The organism is Clostridium sp. JNZ J1-5 (assembly GCF_053901425.1).
In genome coordinates this window covers 3,560,547-3,579,802 of the sequence record NZ_CM132773.1, presented here as the reverse complement: position 1 = coordinate 3,579,802, position 19,256 = coordinate 3,560,547, and the positions used below count along the sequence as shown (strand labels likewise).

At 28.5% G+C, this 19,256-nt stretch carries 21 protein-coding genes; all 21 read right to left on the bottom strand.

What is annotated here, in order from left to right; translation table 11 throughout:
• On the bottom strand, positions 1 to 591 hold the full coding sequence (gene scpB, locus ACWW38_RS17185; RefSeq protein ID WP_456258748.1) for an SMC-Scp complex subunit ScpB: 591 nt from the start codon (positions 589 to 591) through the stop codon (positions 1 to 3).
• Positions 578 to 1,324 carry a segregation/condensation protein A gene (locus ACWW38_RS17180; RefSeq protein ID WP_456258747.1) on the bottom strand — a complete coding sequence of 249 codons (747 nt, stop codon included), beginning with the start codon at positions 1,322 to 1,324 and terminating at the stop codon, positions 578 to 580. Before ACWW38_RS17180 ends, scpB begins: the two co-directional genes overlap by 14 nt.
• Entirely contained in the window at positions 1,302 to 2,495 is a 1,194-nt protein-coding gene (locus ACWW38_RS17175; RefSeq protein WP_456258746.1) for a CCA tRNA nucleotidyltransferase, read from the bottom strand. The genes ACWW38_RS17180 and ACWW38_RS17175 overlap by 23 nt, the downstream gene beginning before the upstream one ends.
• Before the next feature lie 149 nt (positions 2,496 to 2,644).
• Entirely contained in the window at positions 2,645 to 2,821 is a 177-nt protein-coding gene (locus ACWW38_RS17170; RefSeq protein WP_456258745.1) for an H-type small acid-soluble spore protein, read from the bottom strand.
• Between the two features lie 287 nt (positions 2,822 to 3,108).
• A complete protein-coding gene (locus tag ACWW38_RS17165; RefSeq protein ID WP_456258744.1) occupies positions 3,109 to 4,284 on the bottom strand; it encodes a D-alanyl-D-alanine carboxypeptidase family protein in 1,176 nt (391 codons plus the stop codon).
• Between the two features lie 108 nt (positions 4,285 to 4,392).
• Entirely contained in the window at positions 4,393 to 5,271 is an 879-nt protein-coding gene (gene xerD / locus ACWW38_RS17160) for a site-specific tyrosine recombinase XerD (protein ID WP_456258743.1), read from the bottom strand.
• A gap of 264 nt (positions 5,272 to 5,535) precedes the next feature.
• Positions 5,536 to 6,189, bottom strand: a complete 654-nt coding sequence (gene spoIIM / locus ACWW38_RS17155; RefSeq protein ID WP_456258742.1) for a stage II sporulation protein M — start codon at positions 6,187 to 6,189, stop codon at positions 5,536 to 5,538.
• 66 nt (positions 6,190 to 6,255) lie between these two features.
• Positions 6,256 to 6,774, bottom strand: coding sequence for an NUDIX hydrolase (locus tag ACWW38_RS17150; protein WP_456258741.1), 519 nt, complete (start codon positions 6,772 to 6,774; stop codon positions 6,256 to 6,258).
• A gap of 24 nt (positions 6,775 to 6,798) precedes the next feature.
• Entirely contained in the window at positions 6,799 to 7,611 is an 813-nt protein-coding gene (gene spo0A / locus ACWW38_RS17145) for a sporulation transcription factor Spo0A (protein ID WP_456258740.1), read from the bottom strand.
• Positions 7,612 to 7,782: 171 nt separating this feature from the next.
• On the bottom strand, positions 7,783 to 8,991 hold the full coding sequence (gene spoIVB / locus ACWW38_RS17140) for a SpoIVB peptidase (protein ID WP_456258739.1): 1,209 nt from the start codon (positions 8,989 to 8,991) through the stop codon (positions 7,783 to 7,785).
• A 168-nt stretch (positions 8,992 to 9,159) separates the two neighbouring features.
• Complete coding sequence (gene recN, locus ACWW38_RS17135) at positions 9,160 to 10,863, bottom strand: DNA repair protein RecN (protein WP_456258738.1); 1,704 nt, start codon at positions 10,861 to 10,863, stop codon at positions 9,160 to 9,162.
• A 9-nt stretch (positions 10,864 to 10,872) separates the two neighbouring features.
• Complete coding sequence (locus ACWW38_RS17130; RefSeq protein WP_456258737.1) at positions 10,873 to 11,328, bottom strand: arginine repressor; 456 nt, start codon at positions 11,326 to 11,328, stop codon at positions 10,873 to 10,875.
• An 18-nt stretch (positions 11,329 to 11,346) separates the two neighbouring features.
• Positions 11,347 to 12,168 carry an NAD(+)/NADH kinase gene (locus ACWW38_RS17125; RefSeq protein WP_456258736.1) on the bottom strand — a complete coding sequence of 274 codons (822 nt, stop codon included), beginning with the start codon at positions 12,166 to 12,168 and terminating at the stop codon, positions 11,347 to 11,349.
• 10 nt (positions 12,169 to 12,178) lie between these two features.
• Complete coding sequence (locus ACWW38_RS17120; protein ID WP_456258735.1) at positions 12,179 to 12,991, bottom strand: TlyA family RNA methyltransferase; 813 nt, start codon at positions 12,989 to 12,991, stop codon at positions 12,179 to 12,181.
• 12 nt (positions 12,992 to 13,003) lie between these two features.
• Positions 13,004 to 14,863, bottom strand: a complete 1,860-nt coding sequence (dxs, locus tag ACWW38_RS17115; RefSeq protein WP_456260480.1) for a 1-deoxy-D-xylulose-5-phosphate synthase — start codon at positions 14,861 to 14,863, stop codon at positions 13,004 to 13,006.
• A gap of 154 nt (positions 14,864 to 15,017) precedes the next feature.
• The gene (locus ACWW38_RS17110) at positions 15,018 to 15,887 is read right to left on the bottom strand and encodes a polyprenyl synthetase family protein (RefSeq protein WP_456258734.1); all 870 of its coding nucleotides are present in this window, start codon (positions 15,885 to 15,887) and stop codon (positions 15,018 to 15,020) included.
• 1 nt (position 15,888) lies between these two features.
• On the bottom strand, positions 15,889 to 16,110 hold the full coding sequence (locus ACWW38_RS17105; protein ID WP_456258733.1) for an exodeoxyribonuclease VII small subunit: 222 nt from the start codon (positions 16,108 to 16,110) through the stop codon (positions 15,889 to 15,891).
• 21 nt (positions 16,111 to 16,131) lie between these two features.
• Positions 16,132 to 17,343, bottom strand: coding sequence for an exodeoxyribonuclease VII large subunit (xseA, locus tag ACWW38_RS17100; RefSeq protein WP_456258732.1), 1,212 nt, complete (start codon positions 17,341 to 17,343; stop codon positions 16,132 to 16,134).
• A 1-nt stretch (position 17,344) separates the two neighbouring features.
• The gene (locus ACWW38_RS17095) at positions 17,345 to 18,181 is read right to left on the bottom strand and encodes a bifunctional methylenetetrahydrofolate dehydrogenase/methenyltetrahydrofolate cyclohydrolase (protein ID WP_456258731.1); all 837 of its coding nucleotides are present in this window, start codon (positions 18,179 to 18,181) and stop codon (positions 17,345 to 17,347) included.
• 65 nt (positions 18,182 to 18,246) lie between these two features.
• Positions 18,247 to 18,645 carry a transcription antitermination factor NusB gene (gene nusB / locus ACWW38_RS17090; protein WP_456258730.1) on the bottom strand — a complete coding sequence of 133 codons (399 nt, stop codon included), beginning with the start codon at positions 18,643 to 18,645 and terminating at the stop codon, positions 18,247 to 18,249.
• A 139-nt stretch (positions 18,646 to 18,784) separates the two neighbouring features.
• Positions 18,785 to 19,177, bottom strand: coding sequence for an Asp23/Gls24 family envelope stress response protein (locus tag ACWW38_RS17085; RefSeq protein ID WP_456258729.1), 393 nt, complete (start codon positions 19,175 to 19,177; stop codon positions 18,785 to 18,787).
• Between the last annotated feature and the right edge of the window lie 79 nt (positions 19,178 to 19,256).

Sequence of the window (19,256 nt, the reverse complement as noted above, 5' to 3'; positions counted from 1 at the left end):
CTATTCTTCTTCAGTTTCTCTTTCTTCTACACTTTCTATAAATTCTTCTAATGAAGGCATTTCATTTAAATCTTGTAACCCAAAATATCTTAAAAATTCATCAGTAGTTACATACATAATAGGTCTTCCAGGAACTTTTTTTCTACCTGATTCCTTTATTAAATTCTTTTCAAGTAAGTTTTGAATTGCCTTGTCACTTTTTACTCCTCTAATTTCATCTATTTCTACCCTAGTTATAGGTTGTCTATAAACTACTATAGCCAATGTTTCCAAGGCTGCTCTTGATAATGCTTGTCTATTATTTGTTTTTAAAAGCTTCTGAACATAATCACTATTTTCAGATTTAGTTACAAACATATAATCATTATTCATGCTTATCAATAGTATTCCTCTTTGATCTTCTTCATAGATATCCCGAAGCTCTTGTAATAAGTTGTATGTATATTCTTCGCTGCATTCTAATATCAATGCAATTTCTTTAATATTTAGAGGTTCTCCACTTACAAATAGTAAAGACTCTATTATAGAAAAGTATCGTCTTTTGTTAGATACAGCACCTATTTCTATCTGATTTATATTATTCTCCCTCATATGACTCTACTCCTTCTACATAGATTTCCTTAAATGCTCCCTCTTGAACTGCTGATACTACTCTCAACTTTATTAGTTCCAATAGGGCTAAAAATGTTACTACCATTTCCATTTTACTTTCGCATTTATATATAACCTCAGAAAAAACTATCTTTTCCCCTTTATCAAGTTTACTAGATAATTCTATCATTTTATCTTCAATTTTAAACTTATCTAATGGTATTTCCTTATCTATAATATTATCAGTATTCATCTTAGCTCTATGTGCATTTATTAGATTATTATATATATTGAATAACTCTAATATTGTTATATCTTTTAAAATGTCATTATTATCTATCCTCTTATCTTCAATTATTTCCGGTTTTTTCGAAAACATAATACCAACGCTATCTTCTTTTTCTTTTAAAAAGTTTGCTACTAGTTTAAATTTTTTATATTCTAAAAGCTTACTTACAAGTTCTTTTCTTGGATCTTCCTCTTCCATTTCATCCTCTTTATCGTTTCTAGGTAAAAGCATCTTTGATTTTATTTCTAATAGTGTAGCTGCTATTACAATAAATTCGGACGTTATCTCCAGATCCATTTCCTTCATCTGATTTAAATATGTTATATATTGGGTAGTTATATCATATATTCTAATATCATATATATCCATTTGATTTTTCTTAATTAGATGTAAAAGCAAATCAAATGGCCCCTCAAAGTTTTCAATTTTTATGTTTAGCGGCATTTAAAATCTCTCCTAAATTACTAGTTAAATATTTTGTATCATTAAGCACTCCTGTATTTAATCTTAAATTTAATAAAATGTCAAATATATATTTAATATATTTGCCTTCCACTATACCTAATTCAGTTAAGTAATTTCCTTTTACAGACAAATTGTTATTTTGTAAATTCTGCATATAATTAATAACTTTATATTTTGCCAACTTATTAAAACTAAGCAACCTCATTCCATATACATTTAATTTATTCAAAATACAATAAATTTCATAGTTGCTTAAATTTCTAGACAATGCACTATCTATAATTTCTATCAATCTGGTATAATTTTTAAAAGCAGTTTTCAACTCCTTATCTAATATAGAATTATCAATAAACTTTTCTCTATACTCATCACTAATTAAAGAAATAAATAAATTTAATATCCTATTATTAATCTCTAAATAGTTGCATAGAGAATTATTATTGTTCAACTTATCTTCATCAATAGAAAAGATCCCAAGTTTTTTGCACAGTAGTATATTTTTTATCCACTCTTCTTCTTTACACATTAAAACTATTTCTCTGATCATTCTATCATTACTTATAGATTTAAATACATTCATCTTTATAGCATTTTTTGCATCCCATATATCCTCTAAATTAAAAGCATATCTATTAGAGTACCTTACAGCTCTAAATATTCTGGTCGGATCTTCAAAATAACTGTTACTATGTATTGATTTAATAATCTTACTCTTAATATGTTCCATTCCATTAAATGGATCTACAAAATCCTGATTAATAAGGTCATAAGCTATCGCATTAATAGTGAAGTCCCGTCTATACAAATCATCATAGATACCTGATGCAATCACTTCCGGTAAGGCACCATTATAATTATATACTTCCTTCCTGCACCTAATTAGATCTATGGACACACCACTATTAAATATAATATTACTAGTTTGAAATCTCTCATAATATTTATAATCCATTATCTCTTTTAAATCTTTTATTATATCCATAGGATTACATTCTAAACATATATCAATGTCTTTTGGAGTTTTCCCTAAAATTATATCCCGTACAGCTCCTCCAACTAAATATACTTTAGCCTTCTTCTCTATACACTCATTTAATATAGAGTTAATAGCACGCCTTTCATCATAATCCAAATTACATAAAAAGTCCATATTAGCAGTTCCTCTACAATTCTTAATACTTATTAATATTATAATACAAAATAATAATCCATGGATAAAAATTATATACATTTCAAACTTATACAATAATTAATGTTTTATAAAATAAAAAAGTCCCTGAATCTCTTCAGGGAATAAAATTAATCTTCTTCTAAATCTTTTACATCTACATTTAATTCTTTATCTGTCTTCATATTTTTAACTCTAACTGTATTACTTTCTTCATTAATGTTTTCTAGCCAAACAGAATCTCCTTTATAATTTACTCCTATTACTCCTAATGATTCAATAATTTCAGTAGCTTTTTTTATATCCATAAATGCTTCTCCTATATGATTATACTTATTATACTCTGTTTTAAATGAATGTTGACTTTTACATTCATTTAAAACTTTCCATTAGTAAGTTAAGGCTGTTTTAAAGATTGTTGAGTTCATTATAATGAGGAATTATAATTCTTATTTAGTATAACTATTGTAGCGTTAAGAACTTCCATTTGTCTGAGCTGTGCGAGTTAATGAAAGTTTAGCTACAATTGTTATACTAAATTTAGAATTATTTTCGATATTATACGAAATCAACAATCTCTTAAATCAGCCTATTTTTAAATAGCATTGTCAAATAAATTCATAAGATTAGATTTTATATTATCTAAAATTGAATATGTTCTAACATCCCTATCACTATAAACCGATACCTTGCCATATAGGCTATCGTTTACGTATACTTCACAGTGACCTATAATTTCATTTTTCTTGTATTCTTTTTTAGTTTCACTTAAGATACATTTTTTAGTTATTTTGTTCTGTTTTCCTCTTTCAAGTATAACATTTAAATCACTATTGGCCTTGGCAAAAAAGAATTTTGTTCCTTTTTTATTTAAGCTTATTTTTTCTACATCTTCATGTTTACCTACTACCTTCTTTGATTCAAATTTGGAAAATCCATAATTCATAAGCATACTAGCGTCTCTGTTTCTAACCTTATAAGTAGGGGCTCCCATGATTACAGATAACATCCTTATATTATCTCTTGTAGCTGTAGCTGAGATACAATATTTTGCTTCATTTGTAAAACCTGTCTTTAACCCATCGCAGCCTTTATAGAATCTAACTAATTTATTATGATTTACTAATCCTATTGGTTGTTTTCTACCTTCAGATATTGTCTCCATATATGTTCCACTGTATTTAAGAATTTTTTCATGCTTTAATAATTCTCTAGACATAAGTGCAATATCATAAGCGCTACTTAAATGACCTTCAGTTGAAAGTCCATGACAATTTTTAAAAGTTGTATCCTTCATTCCTAATTCTTCAGCTCTTTTATTCATCACTTTAACAAAGGCATCTTCACTACCTGCTATATATTCCGCTAAAGCAACTGCAGCATCGTTTCCTGATGCTATTGCAACACCTTTTATAAGATCTTCTACACTTCTCACTTCTCCTGTATCTAAAAGCATACTGCTACTTCCATTTCCGCCCATTTTCTTTGCATTTTCACTTACCACTACTTTATCAGACATTTTTATTTTACCTGAATCAATAGCCTCCATAGTCAAAAGCATTGTCATTATTTTCGTTACGGATGCTGGCGCAAATTTTTCATGTATATTCTTTTCAAAAATTATTTTTCCAGTTGATGGCTCCATAAGAAGTCCTGACCTTGCCTCCACATCAAGACCTGATCCCTCTGCTTTCACAGGTATAACTAGAATTTGAGTTATGAAAGCCATAGCTAGTATTATACATATTATTGCCTTATTTCTTATTTTCATATTTATCTCCTTTCTGTTAACTTTATAATTTATAATTCTAGTTTTACCAATTTGAATAAGATTATCACAAAATTATGTTTTTAAATGATAAAAGCACATCCCTCACCTTTAGGCTCTTGGATGTGCACTTTTATATACATCTACTATTTTACTTTGCTTTGTTATACTTGAATAAATTTGTGTTGTTGCAATAGTATTATGTCCTAAAAGTTCTTGGACAGATTTCATATCAGCTCCATTTTGGAGCAAGTGAACAGCAAATGAATGTCTTAATGTATAAGAGTTAATTTTCTTATTTATACCGGCTTCATTAGCATAGTTTTTAACAATTTTCCAAAATCCTTGCCTAGTCATCTTATTTCCTCTTAAATTGCAAAATAAAAGTTCTGAATTGTCACCATTAACCTTATGCCGAATTTTAAGATATTCATTTAAACAATTCACAGCATAAGTTCCTATTGGAATAATACGTTCCTTATCTTTAGTACCTCTACACTTTATATATGATAATTTAAGGTTTATATCAAAAATTGCTAAATTTAATAATTCAGAAACTTTTATCCCTGCTGCATACATAAGCTCTAACATTGCCTTATCACGTATGCCCTTATAATCGTTACAATCTGGAGTTGATAAAAATCTATCTACTTCTTCTACAGTAAGTATTTCAGGTACAATTCTCTTAGTTTTAGGTATTTCATAATTAATTATTGGATTATCTGAAATTTTGCCTATTTTCATTAGATATTTATAAAAACTTCTTATAGCAACAAGACTTCTTATTATTGAACTATTTGCTCTCCCTTGTTTCTTTAAGTTCTGAACATAGGCCATTATAGATACCATATCTATATCTATAGTATCTTCATCCCTTTGTTTTAAAAATTCTTCAAATTTTCTAATGTCACTTTTATATGCTTCTATAGTATTACTACTTAGTTCTTTCTTTGTCATGCTTTCTACAAATTGAATTAAATATTCATCCATAATATCTTCTCCAAATATTTCATTTAAGACTAAATAACTATAAGTTAAAAAACTTATTTACTATATAAATATACCTATATAGTATCATCTCATTTTTACTTAAAACATTAAAAACAAAAACACTGTTTTTATATATAGTAAACTTATTTAAAAAAGTTTTCAAAATAAAATCAATAACTTTAGGCAGTATTAGTCCAAAAACTAAAATTATAAAGTAGCATTTTATAAATAATAAAATAGCTTGGACCTTATCTTTTGAACTAATCATGATAAAGTACTTCCCAGATTATGTAATAATAGTTTTATTATATTAGGAGTTAAGTATCCTTCTAAAATAAATCCTATAAACATAAACCCAACAACAAATAAAAATAGCGTAGAATAGGTTGCTACTTGAAATAAGTTATTTCCTTTAGCAACTGGATTAATTGGATTACTTCTTAAAAGCATTAATGAAAATTCCATTGCAAAGACGGAAGATATTATAATACATGGAATATATATTATATTTTGAGGGAAAACAACCAATAGGTTTAATAATATACCTTTAGTTCCTAATCCGTTTATGACTAAGCCAGATGTAAAACCTATAGTAAATCCCTTAATCAAATCAGCTACAAGTATGAAAGGAGTTCCTAACATTGTAAGTCCAAGAAACCAAATTATTAAAATTATTGATATGTTGTTTTTAGCTGCTTGTAAAAACACATACTTCTTATTTAAAGAATTTGGATCTATACTTTTCGAATAATCGACTAGATAATTAACTAGCTCTCCTTTTTCCACATCTCCCATATACTTAACTGTATATATCCCTATTACAATGCCTATACATAAAAACAGCAATGTAATCATGTATAGTATTAAGTTTTTATGCATATGTTCTGTGAAGCCTTGAAATATTTTAATGTTTTTCATATTTCATTCCTCCTCTTGTTTTATCTTTTTAATATTTATGATTACAAGAGAAGTTATATGCACAAATTAAAGTAACATAAATGCAGAAATAGTTTTTGCGTCAATAATTTTTCCTTCTTTTATCATCTTAAGTGCTTCATTAATATTTACTTGGTGAAGTTTTATAAATTCATCCTCATCTCCTCCAGCTGTTCCACTATATAAATTTTCAGCTTTATAGATATATATATACTCATCACAAAATGCTGGAGCAGTTGCAATTTTACCAAGATAAGTGAAATTATCAGATTTATATCCTGTTTCCTCTTCTAGTTCCCTTTTAGCACAATCTTCTATTTTCTCATTAACTTCCAACTTTCCAGCTGGAAGTTCTAATATTGTTTTCTCTAGCGGATTTCTAAATTGCTCTACTAGTAATATTGTATTATCATCTATATAAGCAACTATAGCAACCGCTCCAGGATGTTTTATTATCTCTCTAGTATAAATCTTACCATTTGGCAATTCAACTGTTCTTATATCTAATTTTAAAAATTCACCATTATATTTGTTAACTTCCTCTAAAGTTTTTTCACATAATGTCATTTGTTTTAATCCTCCAAATATTGATTAGCTAACTTTATTTTTTAGTCTTAATTTATCAGCTACCATAGCTATAAACTCACTATTCGTAGGTTTTCCTTTTCCATTATGTATTGTGTATCCAAAAATTTTGTTAATAGTTTCTACTTGCCCTCTTGACCAAGCAACTTCAATAGCATGCCTTATTGCTCTTTCTACTCTACTAGCTGTAGTATTATATTTTTTAGCTATAGATGGATATAACTCTTTTGTAACTGCTGATAAAAGCTCTACGTCGTTAACTACCATACTTATAGCTTCTCGTAAATACATATATCCCTTTATGTGTGCTGGGACTCCAATTTCATGGATTATATTAGTTATTTCAGATTCTAAATCTAATGGTTCATTTCTTCTTACCTTTATTTCTTCTGAATCAGCAATTGAAACCGTCTTCTTAACTTGATCACTTGATATAGTATTATTAAACATTTGTCTTATTCTCTTAGTAAATACATCCATATCAAATGGCTTTACCACATAGTAATCTGCGCCTAATGTTATAGCTCTTTGAGTTATTTTATCTTGTCCAACAGCTGAAAGTACTATTATCCTAGGCATAGGGTCTACATTCATAGTATTTAGCTTTTCTAAAACACCTAATCCATCTAAATGCGGCATAATTATATCGAGAACTACTAAATCAGGTTTCTTTTCTTGTATTAATTTCAAAGCTTCAATTCCATCCTTTGCAACCCCAGTAACTATAATATCTCTTTGATTTAATAAATAATCATTGAGTATGTTACAAAATTCCTTGTTATCATCTGCTATTACAACGCTTATTTTGTTATTTTCCATAATATATCTCTCCTTCTTATTTTATTCCATTTATTAACAATTACTAATTCGACAAAAGTTTAATAATTCCTTCTTATTTAGGAATTTTTTCTAAAATAAGGATAACATTAATAAAATAAAAGATAGCATGTGCTATCTTTTATTTTACTATTTTTTAGGAATAATTTCTAGCTATTTTGATAAAATATCAGCATCTTTGAGCATCCATTCGATATATATACCATATCCTACATCTGGTCTATTTATTAGAACATGAGTTACAGCACCTACTAACTTATTATCCTGTATTATAGGACTTCCACTCATTCCTTGAACAATTCCTCCTGTTTTCTCTAAAAGCTTAGGATCAGTTACCTTAATTATCATGCTTTTAGGCCCTGGTTTATCTTGAGATAGTAATTTTTCAATTTTTATATCATACATTTTAGGTTCTGTTCCATCAATTGTGGTTAAAATTTTTGCTGGACCTTCTTTTATCTCATTTTTTAGTGCTATTTGTATTGGTTTATTATATTTACTAGAAATTAGATTTTTTTCTCCATTACCATATATTCCGCATACCGTATTTTTATATACTTTTCCTAAACTATCTTCTTCATTTATAAATATTCCTCTAAGCTCTCCCGGATTACCTTTCTCTCCTTTTCTTATAGAAATTATGGATGATTCTACTATTTCACCATCTTTAATTTTTAACATAGTTCCTGTATCAACATCTGTTATAGGATGACCTAGTGCAGCAAACTTTTTACTTTTATCCTCGTAGAAAGTTAATGTACCTACACCAGATGTAGAATCTCTAACCCACAATCCTATTTTATATCTATTGTTTACTTTGTCTTTAGCTGGCTTTACAATTTTTTCTGAAATATTATTATGTCTCTCAACAGTTATTTTTAAATTCTCTCCTTTATTAGAATCTATTTCCTTAATTAGCTCCTCTGAGCTATTTATATACTTATTGTTTACTTTAGTTATCGTATCTCCTACTTGTATCCCACCTTCTGCAGATGGACTCATAACTTTCCCTTTGTCAGTATCAATATCTGAAAGCGCCACTACCAAAACACCTTTTGTGTTTAACCTAACTCCCACAGGTGTTCCTCCAGGATATACATAAATTTTCGGTACTGATTTAATTGAAACTGACTTAATAGGAACTACTCCAAGTAAGCTTACATCTAAAATTTCGTTATCTTTTTTTACATTTGGAGATTTAACATTTTTATTTAGCTTTATAATATAATTGGATTTTAACTCCTGGCCTTCTCTTAAAAAAATTGTACTTGGTATACTTTGTGTTTTCCAATAAGTGGCCAAAACAAATAAAATAATAGGAATTAAACTCCAGCATATTATGCATTTTCTCTTACTTTTCATTTTTCTACCTCCTGCATAACATACTTTATTCAAGTTTAATTTTCCCTTTTAGAACTTTATTATTCTATTGTATATATGCCTGCAAAGTAATACTTTTATAACAAAACAAATTTATGAAATATATTTAAATAAACAAAAAAAATTCATAATCATGTGCTGATTATGAATTTATTTAGCAAAAATCAAATTTTTTTTTCTTTCTAAAGCTAGCTTTATCATTTCTTTGGAGTTTTCAAGTGTTAAGTCAGTTATTTTAGAGCCACCAATCATTCTAGCTATTTCATATTCTTTTTCTAATTTATTTGTTTTCATTATATTTGTATATGTTTTTTCATTCTTAACTTCTTTAGAAACTATAAAGTGTGAATCTGACATACTTGCAATTTGAGGAAGATGTGTTACACAAAATACTTGATGTATATGGGAAATTAAATACATTTTTTCTCCTACTCTTTGAGCTATTCTTCCACTTATACCTGTATCTATTTCGTCAAAGATAACTGATGGTATATCATCTTTATCAACAAAAACAGCTTTTAAGCTGAGCATTATTCTAGATAATTCTCCTCCTGAAACTACTTTATCCAATGGTTTTAAAGGTTCTCCAGGATTAGTTGAAATTAGGATTTGAACTTTATCACATCCGTTATTGTAAAATTCTTCCTTATAATTAATCTCAATTTTTATAATGCTCTTTTCTAGACCTATATAGTCTAGCTCTTTTTTAATTTTATGTTCTAAAGTTTTTGCGATTTCGCATCTTATATTGTGTATTTCTTCCGATTCTTTTTTCATTTTATCAACTATTTTGTTACGTTCATCTATTAATTCTTCTACAATCTTACTGCTATTAATCATTTCATCGTATTGATTAGTTATCTTATCCTTATAATTTAAAATTTCTTCTATAGTCTTGCCATATTTTCTCTTAAGTGAATCTATTAAAAAAATTCTACTATTTACAGCTTCTAATTCATCTTTATCGTAAATCATTGACTCCTGCATATCTCTAATATCTGATATGTTTTGTTCTATATTAAAATAAGATTCTTCCAAAGAGTTTGCCACTTCTTGAAGTTTATCCATATGCTTTTCAATTGTTCTAAGTTCACGAATAACTTTGTTAAGTAGATCATACACAGATGTAAAATCGTCATTACTACTATATAGAATATTGTAACTATAAATCAAAGAATTATTTATCTTTTCAGCATTAGTTAATATAGAATATCTACTTTCTAATTCTATATCTTCACCAATCTTTATTATTGCACTATTTATCTCATCTATCTGATATTTTAAAAAATCAATTAATTTTTCTCTTTCTCCATCTTCTGCTCCAATACTTTCTATTCTCTTATTAATATCCATAAGTTTTTTATAGTCTATATTGTATTTCACTAAGGCTTGTGTTAATTTTTCATTTCCAAACTTGTCTAAATAGTATATATGCGTAGATGGATTTAATAACTGCTGATTTTCATGTTGCCCATGAATATTAATAAGTGTACTTGAAATTTTTTTCACATCAGAAATTAAAAGTGATTTGTTATTTACCTTTATAACACTTTTTCCAGATTTAAAAGTTTCTCTGCTTATAATTATTAAGTCTTCAAAATCTATTTCCATATTCTCTAAAACTTTTATTGTCTCTTTATTTTCTACTTCAAAGATAGCTTCCACGAAGGTTTTGTCTTCACCAGTTCTTATGAAATTTTTATTTGATTTTGCTCCAAGAACATAATTTATAGCATCAATCAATATTGATTTTCCTGCACCAGTTTCACCTGTTAAGATGTTTAACCCCTTATCAAAGTTAATGGTTAAACTTTCTATTAAAGCAAAATTTTTTATATTTAACTGTAGAAGCATAACAACCTCCTATTTATCATTTAGCATCTTTCTTAATTTCTTTACTATTCCATAAGCTTTTTCTTCACTTGTAGCCAAAATAAATATAGTATTATCACCAGCAATAGTACCTGCGATTCCTTCAAAGTTCATAGAATCTATAGCTTCTGCTGCTGCTGATCCTGATCCTGATAGTGTTTTTACTACAACAAAATTTTGAACATTGTCAACATTAATCACAGTATTAGCAAAAACATTAACTAATTTATTTGATAAAAATCCTTCACTTGGAGATATTGTTGCATATTTATATGTTCCGTTTTCAGATAAAACCTTAATTAGTTTTAATTCTTTGATGTCTCTTGATACAGTTGCTTGAGTTACATCCATGCCTATCTTTTTTAATTCTTCTGCCAATTCTTCTTGTGTTTCTATATCTTTAGAATTAATGATTTCTAAAATTTTTGAATGCCTTTGTATTTTCATTTTTCATCTCCTTAGATATTAAAATATTTTTCTTCTTAATACCTCAAAATAGTTATAGCCATTTATCTTAATTAATTTACATTTAAAATTACACTTTTTCACTATAACTTTATCACAACTTTCTAGATTCACAGATTGTTGTCCATCTAAAGTTAAAAAAACGCTTTCACTTTTCTTTTCCACTTTAATAACAATTTCGCTGTCAGACTCTAATATTATACTTCTTGAATGTAATGCATGTGGACATATTGGCGTTAAAGATATAACGTCTAATGTAGGATAAATTATAGGACCACCAGCTGAAAGTGCATATGCAGTTGAACCCGTTGGAGTTGAGATTATTATACCATCAGAATTAAACACAGTATATAAGTTGCCATCTATATATACCTCATACTTTAGTATTCTTGACAATGTTCCCTTAGATATAACAATGTCATTTAAACAATTATACTTTTTTTGTAAATTTCCATTTGTAAATCCACATTCTAACATCATTCTATCTTCTATATAATATTCACCCTTGCTTAGCTTTTCAATTGCATCCTCGAGTTCAAGAATCTCTATTCCTGTCAAAAATCCTAAATTACCCATGTTAATCCCTAAAATAGGAACTTTAAACTTTGATACAGTTCTTGCAGTCCTTAAAATTGTGCCATCTCCACCTAATACTATAACCATATCTAATTGATTAGTTCCATCATCTTCTAGACCCATAGTATCTTTAAATATTTTTATATTAGCCCCAGCTATATATTTTTCTATTTTATAGATTATTTCATTAATAGTCTTTTCATCTATAAACTTACTACTATTTATATTTACCCCTATATTTTTCATTATTCCTCCACTATAAATTCTCATGTGAGGAATCAACCACTAAATTTACCTTATTAAAATCAAAAGTTGTTGATATATCCTTAGATTTTGTAAAATATACTAGATACTCTATATTGCCTTCAGGCCCTTTTATAGGTGAATGGTCAATTCCTATAATTGTTATATCATTTTCAACTAAAAAATTTAATATATTGTTTATTACTTCTTTATGTGTTTCAGCGTCTCTAACTACGCCTTTTTTTCCAACCTTGTCTCTGCCTGCTTCAAATTGAGGTTTAATTAAAGCAACAACTTCCCCTTTATCATTTAATAGATTTAGAACTGCGGGAATTATTTTTTTTAATGAAATAAATGAAACATCAATACTTGCAAAATCTGAATATTCGCCAATATCTTCATAACTTAAATGTCTAGCATTAGTTCTTTCCATGCACACTACTCTTGGATCATTTCTAAGTTTCCAAGCAAATTGTCCATATCCTACATCTATAGAAAATACTTTTTTTGCACCATTTTGAAGCATGCAGTCTGTAAATCCTCCTGTAGAAGCACCTATATCCATACAAATTTTATCTTCTAAGCTTATACTAAAACTATTTATAGCTTTCTCTAGCTTATATCCTCCCCTACTTACGTAAGGCATAATCTGTCCTTTAAATTCAATATTAGAATCTTCTTTTACCTTTTGACCACATTTATCGACTCTTTGGCCGTCTATAAATATTTCTCCAGCCATAATACTTGCTTGAGCTTTTTCTCTAGATTCGAAAAAATTTTTTTCTACTAGAAGTAAATCTAATCTTTTACTTTTTACTTCGCTCATATCTTAACTCCTTTATAGTATCTTAGTTATGCTATTTATAACTCCATCTGCATCTAAATTATTTAATCTGTGTAATATACTTATATCTCCATGATGTACAAACTTATCTTCAAATCCTAGATTTAATACTTCTATATTTTTATCTACAGAATTTACGTATTCTAGCACAAGTGTTCCTAAACCACCGTGTAAAACATTATCTTCAAGTGTTACTATTTTTACATTTTTATCTATTAATCTGTTTAGCATTTCATTATCAATAGGTTTTACAAAGCACGCGTTAATAACTGATATTTCTATACCTAAAGGTTTCATTCTTTCTTTTACCTCTAGTGCAGTTCCAACCATTTTTCCAGTAGCTATTATGGCAATATGTCCTTTATCATCAATTACTTCCCATTTCCCTTTTATAAAAGTATCTTTTGGTTTTAATTCTATACTAGCATTATCTCCACCTCTAGGATATCTTATTGCTATTGGGTAATCTTGATTTACAGCCCACTTAAGCATATTCTTAAGTTCATCCATACATTTTGGACTCATAATTGTCATATTAGGCATATGAGATAAATAAGATAAGTCAAATATACCTTGATGTGTCTCTCCATCATTACCAACTATTCCCGCCCTATCAATAGCAAAAATTACCGGCAAACTTTGCTGGCAAACATCATGAATAACTTGATCATAGGCTCTTTGTAAGAAGGTAGAATATACAGCAAATACCGGTCTTAATCCACTCTGAGCCATACCTGCAGCAAGGGTTACTGCATGTTGTTCTGCTATTCCCACATCAAAAAATCTTTTAGGGAACTTTTGGCTAAACTCTTTTAAACCGGTTCCATCCCTCATGGCCGCTGTAATTCCTACAATTCTATCATCTTTAGAAGCTATTTCAACCATAGATTCCCCAAAGACATTAGAATAAGAATTTCCAGTTTCTTTAGATACTTTCCCTGTGAGAAAATCAAATGCAGATACTCCATGAAATTTATCTGGATCTTTCTCTGCAAACTTATATCCCTTTCCTTTTTGAGTTACTGCATGAATTAAAACTGGTCCTTTTAGACCTTTTGCCATAGACATAACTTTAGTAAGTTCCTTAATATTATGCCCATCTATAGGTCCTAAATATTTAATTCCCATGTCCTCAAAAAACATTCCCGGCACTAGCATTTGCTTTATTCCTGACTTTATTTTTCTCAATGAATCAGCAAGACTATTTCCTATATTAGTTTTTCTTAAAGCTTCATCAAATTCCTCTTTAAATTTATTGTATTTAGGGTCAATCCTAATCTTACTTAAATATGTGGATAGACCTCCTACATTTTTTCCAATAGACATTTGATTATCATTCAATATAATTATAAGGTCTGTCTTTCTATCTCCTGCATCATTTAAAGCTTCAAGTGCCATTCCACCAGTTAATGCGCCGTCACCAATTACTGCAACTACACTATGATTTTCTTTCTTCAAATCTCTTGCTCTAGCCATACCTAGAGCTGCTGAAATAGAAGTACTACTGTGACCTGTTTCAAAAATATCATATTTACTTTCACATCTTTTAGGGAATCCGCTTATTCCCCCAAATTGCCTTAGTTTACCAAATTTATCTTTTCTTCCAGTTAGTATTTTGTGTACATAAGTTTGATGTCCTACATCCCATACAATTTTATCTTTGTCTATGTCAAATACTCTATATAAGCTTAAGGTTAACTCTACTACACCTAAATTAGAAGCTAAATGTCCTCCTGTTTTTGACACTTTGTCAATTAAAAAATTTCTTATTTCACCTGAAAATTGCATAAGTTCAGAACTAGACATTTTCTTTAATTCGCTAATATCACTGTAATCATTTAGTATATTATATATAAATTTATCGTTTCTTTTTAATGACATGTCCTATCTTTAACTCTCCTAATAAATATATTTTTATTAAAATTTATATTCGGATTATATCACAGGCTTTTATTTATTTCAAAGTATTTGACATTTTTTATAGGTCATAAAATACTAAAATAAGGTATTAATACTGCCTTTTTGTAAGAAATATAGTTATATCTTTTAAATCAGTTGCATTAGAAGATATATTTTCTAGCAGTCCTAAACACTCACTTGTTAAACTTTCACACATTCCTTTACATTTTTCCAATCCAAACTTAGATACAAATGTTGTTTTATTATTGCTACTATCACTATTAACATTTTTACCTAATGTATTTGCATCCCCTATTACATCCAATATGTCATCCCTAATTTGAAATATCAAACCAAGTTTTTCTCCAAATAAGCTTAATACTTCTATGTCTTCTTCACCAGCACCGCCTAAAATAGCTCCAGATACTATTGCATTTTTAATTAAAGCACCTGTTTTATATTTATGCATATAATATAGCTGTTCCTCACTTATAGATTTTCCCTCTGATACAATGTCAACTACTTGCCCTCCTATCATCCCCTCAACACCTGCTGCTTTTGAAATCATAGAACAAGCTTCTAAAGTACTTTTATCTCCTTCTAGACTACATTGAAACATTATATTCATAGCTTCATTTAAAAGTCCGTCACCAGCTAAAATTGCTATTGCTTCTCCAAACACTTTATGATTAGTTGGCTTACCTCTTCTTAAATCGTCATTATCCATGGCAGGTAGGTCATCATGAATTAAGGAATAAGTATGAATCATTTCTAATGCACATGCTATAGGCATAATCTTACTATAGTCATTTGCATATATATTATATGTGGAAAGCATTAGAATAGGCCTTATTCTTTTTCCCCCAACTTTTACACTATACTCCATAGCTTCGTAGACTAATTTATTGTAGCTACCTTTATTTGCAAAGTAATCACTTAACCAAGTGTTTACCTCATTTTTTAATATATTCATATCCATATCATTCATCTACCTCTGTAAATTCTTTTTCACCATCATCCGTTAACAGCTTAATTTTACCTTCTGCTTCATTTAGTATCTTATACATTTTGTTACAAATCTTTACGCCCTCTTCATAGTTTTTCATAGACTCTTCTAAAGCTGCTTCTCCGTTTTCCATTGTCTTAACAATGTTTTCTAACTTGTTCATCAAATCTTCATAAGATTCTCTTTTCTTTACCATTGAAAGCCTCCGAAATTTTAATTACTTTTTTTGTTTTTCAATATCATTTATTTTAACTTTAACTGCTCCGTCTCTTAGTGTTATTCTTAACTCTTCATTTTCATTAAACTGATTGATACTTTTAACTAAATTTTCTTGTCTATCTTGAATAATTGCAAATCCCTTATCTAAAACATTTAATGGATTATGTGCACAAAGTAATGAATTTAGCTTTGACAAGTTTTCTTTTTTATAGGATATTGATGCTTGAGCCATATAATATAATTTAGACTTTAAGTTATCAAGCTTTATATATTCATTTGCAATAAAGTTTAAAGGGCTGCTAATTTCCAACTTATGAGACAACATATTTAAATAATTAACTCTATTCTTAATGTTATTTAACTCTGCATTATCTAATAAAATTCTATAGTTTCTAATTTTTTCATTTAATTCACTTAAATTAAAAACAGCAAGTTCTGCTGCAGCTGAAGGCGTTGGCGCCCTCCTGTCACTAACAAAGTCAGCAATTGTAAAGTCCGTTTCATGGCCTATTCCACTTACTATAGGTTTATTACAGTTATATATTTCATAGGCCAAATTTTCATCATTAAAGGCCCATAACTCTTCAATGGAACCTCCACCCCTAGCTAATATTATTACATCAACATCTTCTCTTCTATCTAAGTACTTAATCCCTTGGATTAACTGAAAACTAGCATTACTCCCTTGAACTAGGGATGGATATATTAAAATTTCTATATTAGGATTTCTTCTTTTTGATACATTTATAATGTCTTTCACAGCTGCACCTGTAGGTGAAGTTACAATTCCTATCTTTTTTGCATACTTTGGAATATCTTTCTTATGACTTTCATCAAATATGCCTTCTTTTAGTAGCTTATTTTTTAGATTTTCAAAAGCTATATATAAATCGCCTATACCATCCCGTTCCATTTCTTCACAATAAAATTGATATACACCATCTTTTTGATATACAGAAACTCTTCCTTTTATTATAACATTATCTCCATTTGCAGGTGTGAACAATAAAGATTCCGCATAAGTTTTAAACATAATACAATTTATTTTACTTTGTTCATCCTTTAAAGAGAAATATATATGACCAGTATTATGAATTTTAATGTTAGATATTTCCCCTTTAATGCAAGAGTTTTTTAAAATAAAATCACTATCTAATACCCTTTTTATATATGTATTTAGTTGAGAAACTGTTAAAGTTTTAATTTGCATATTACTTTAATCCCTCACAAAGATTTTTTATTAACATAGTTGTAGTCATAGCTCCCACTCCACCAGGCACTGGTGTTGTATAGCTAGCCTTTTCTATAACTTCATCAAAACGTACATCTCCCGCTAATTTTCCATTAACAGAAGTAGTACCTACATCAATTACTATTGCATCTTTTTTAATATATTCATCAGTTATAAAATCAGGCTTTCCTACAGCTGAAACTAATATATCTGCATTAGAACAAATTTCTTTTAAATTAGTTGTTTTTGAATGGCATATAGTAACAGTAGCATTTTCATTTAAAAGCAATTGAGCAACAGGTTTTCCTACGATGTTACTTCTTCCAACTACAACTGCGTTTTTCCCTTCTATGCTAATACCTGTACTTTTTATTAGTTCAATTATACCTCTAGCTGTGCAAGGTATAAAGCACTTTTCACCTTTATATAATTTACCTATATTTATGCTGCTAAGACCATCAATGTCTTTTTTTTCTGAAATTAAGGATGTAATTTTATCCTCATCTAAGTGTTTAGGTAGTGGAAGCTGAAGTATTATCCCATCTATCTCATGGTCTTCATTTAATTTAATAATTAAATCTTCAACTTCTTCTTCAGTTATATGTTCATCAAAATGAATACTTCTTACTCTAACACCAAGTTTCTCACATAACTTATTTTGGTTATTTACATAGTACAAGGAACCTCCATCATTGCCAATTAAAATATTTGCTATGCATGGAGGTTTTAATCCTGTAGCCACTCTATGGTCTACAAAGCTTTTTATTTGATTTCTAAACTTTTCGGCAACTTTTTTACCATCTAATTTAATACCCATTTTTCCACCTCAAAATTATGTTTTTTATTTAAAATTTAGATGGAGCTTTAAGCTCCATCTAAATTTTACTTTATCATGTTTCCTAAAACTCCATTTATAAATGCAGGTGAATTATCAGCTGAATATCGTTTTGCAAGCTCTATGCCTTCATTAACTGCAACTCTATTAGGCACATCTTCACTAAATATAATTTCATATGTAGAAATTCTCAGTATAGAAAGATCTATTTTGGACAAACGGCCTATCTTCCAATTTTTTAGATTTTCCTCTATCTTTTTATCTATACTTTCTGTATTTTGTTGAATGCCTTTTACTATTTTTTCTATGTAATCAAAATCTACATCTTCTAAAGTCAAGTCTGTGTTTTCTTTAAAATTGCTTAATATTTCTTCATACTCTTCCTTATTTATAGTCATTTCAAATAATAGTTTCATAGCAATTTCTCTTGATTTTCTTCTGTTCATGTTTTCCTCCTAAATTTATAAATAAATGCACCTAATATAGATAAATATATAAGTTATATACATTTTAATTATTATCAAATTAAATATTCTTATACACTTTTAAACATGGAAACACCCTCTGTTTTCAGAGGGTGTAAAACTACTCTTCTTTTTCATTAATCTTTTCTTCCTCTTTCGGAAGTACTACATTTTGAATATTAACATTGACTGCTGACACATTGAGACCAGTCATTGACTCAACTGATTTTTTTACATTTTCTTGAACTCTTTTAGCTACATCAGGAATCTTAATGCCATATTTCACTACAACAAATATATCAATAGTTGCACTGTCTTCTCCAACATTAACTTTAATGCCTTTAGAAACATTTTTCTTACCACTAAGTATTTGGGTTATACCTCCAACTATCGTAGTACTCATTCCTTCAATTCCATCTATTTCAGAAGCTGCTAATCCTGCAATTACTTCAACTACTTCATCTGATATTTTAACAATACCCATTTCAACTTCTTTATTTAAATTTTCGTCCATTTAGGTACCCCCTTTGCTTTGATTTTCCAAAACAAATTAATCTTATGCTTATTATATCAAAAGGAATAGAATTTTACAA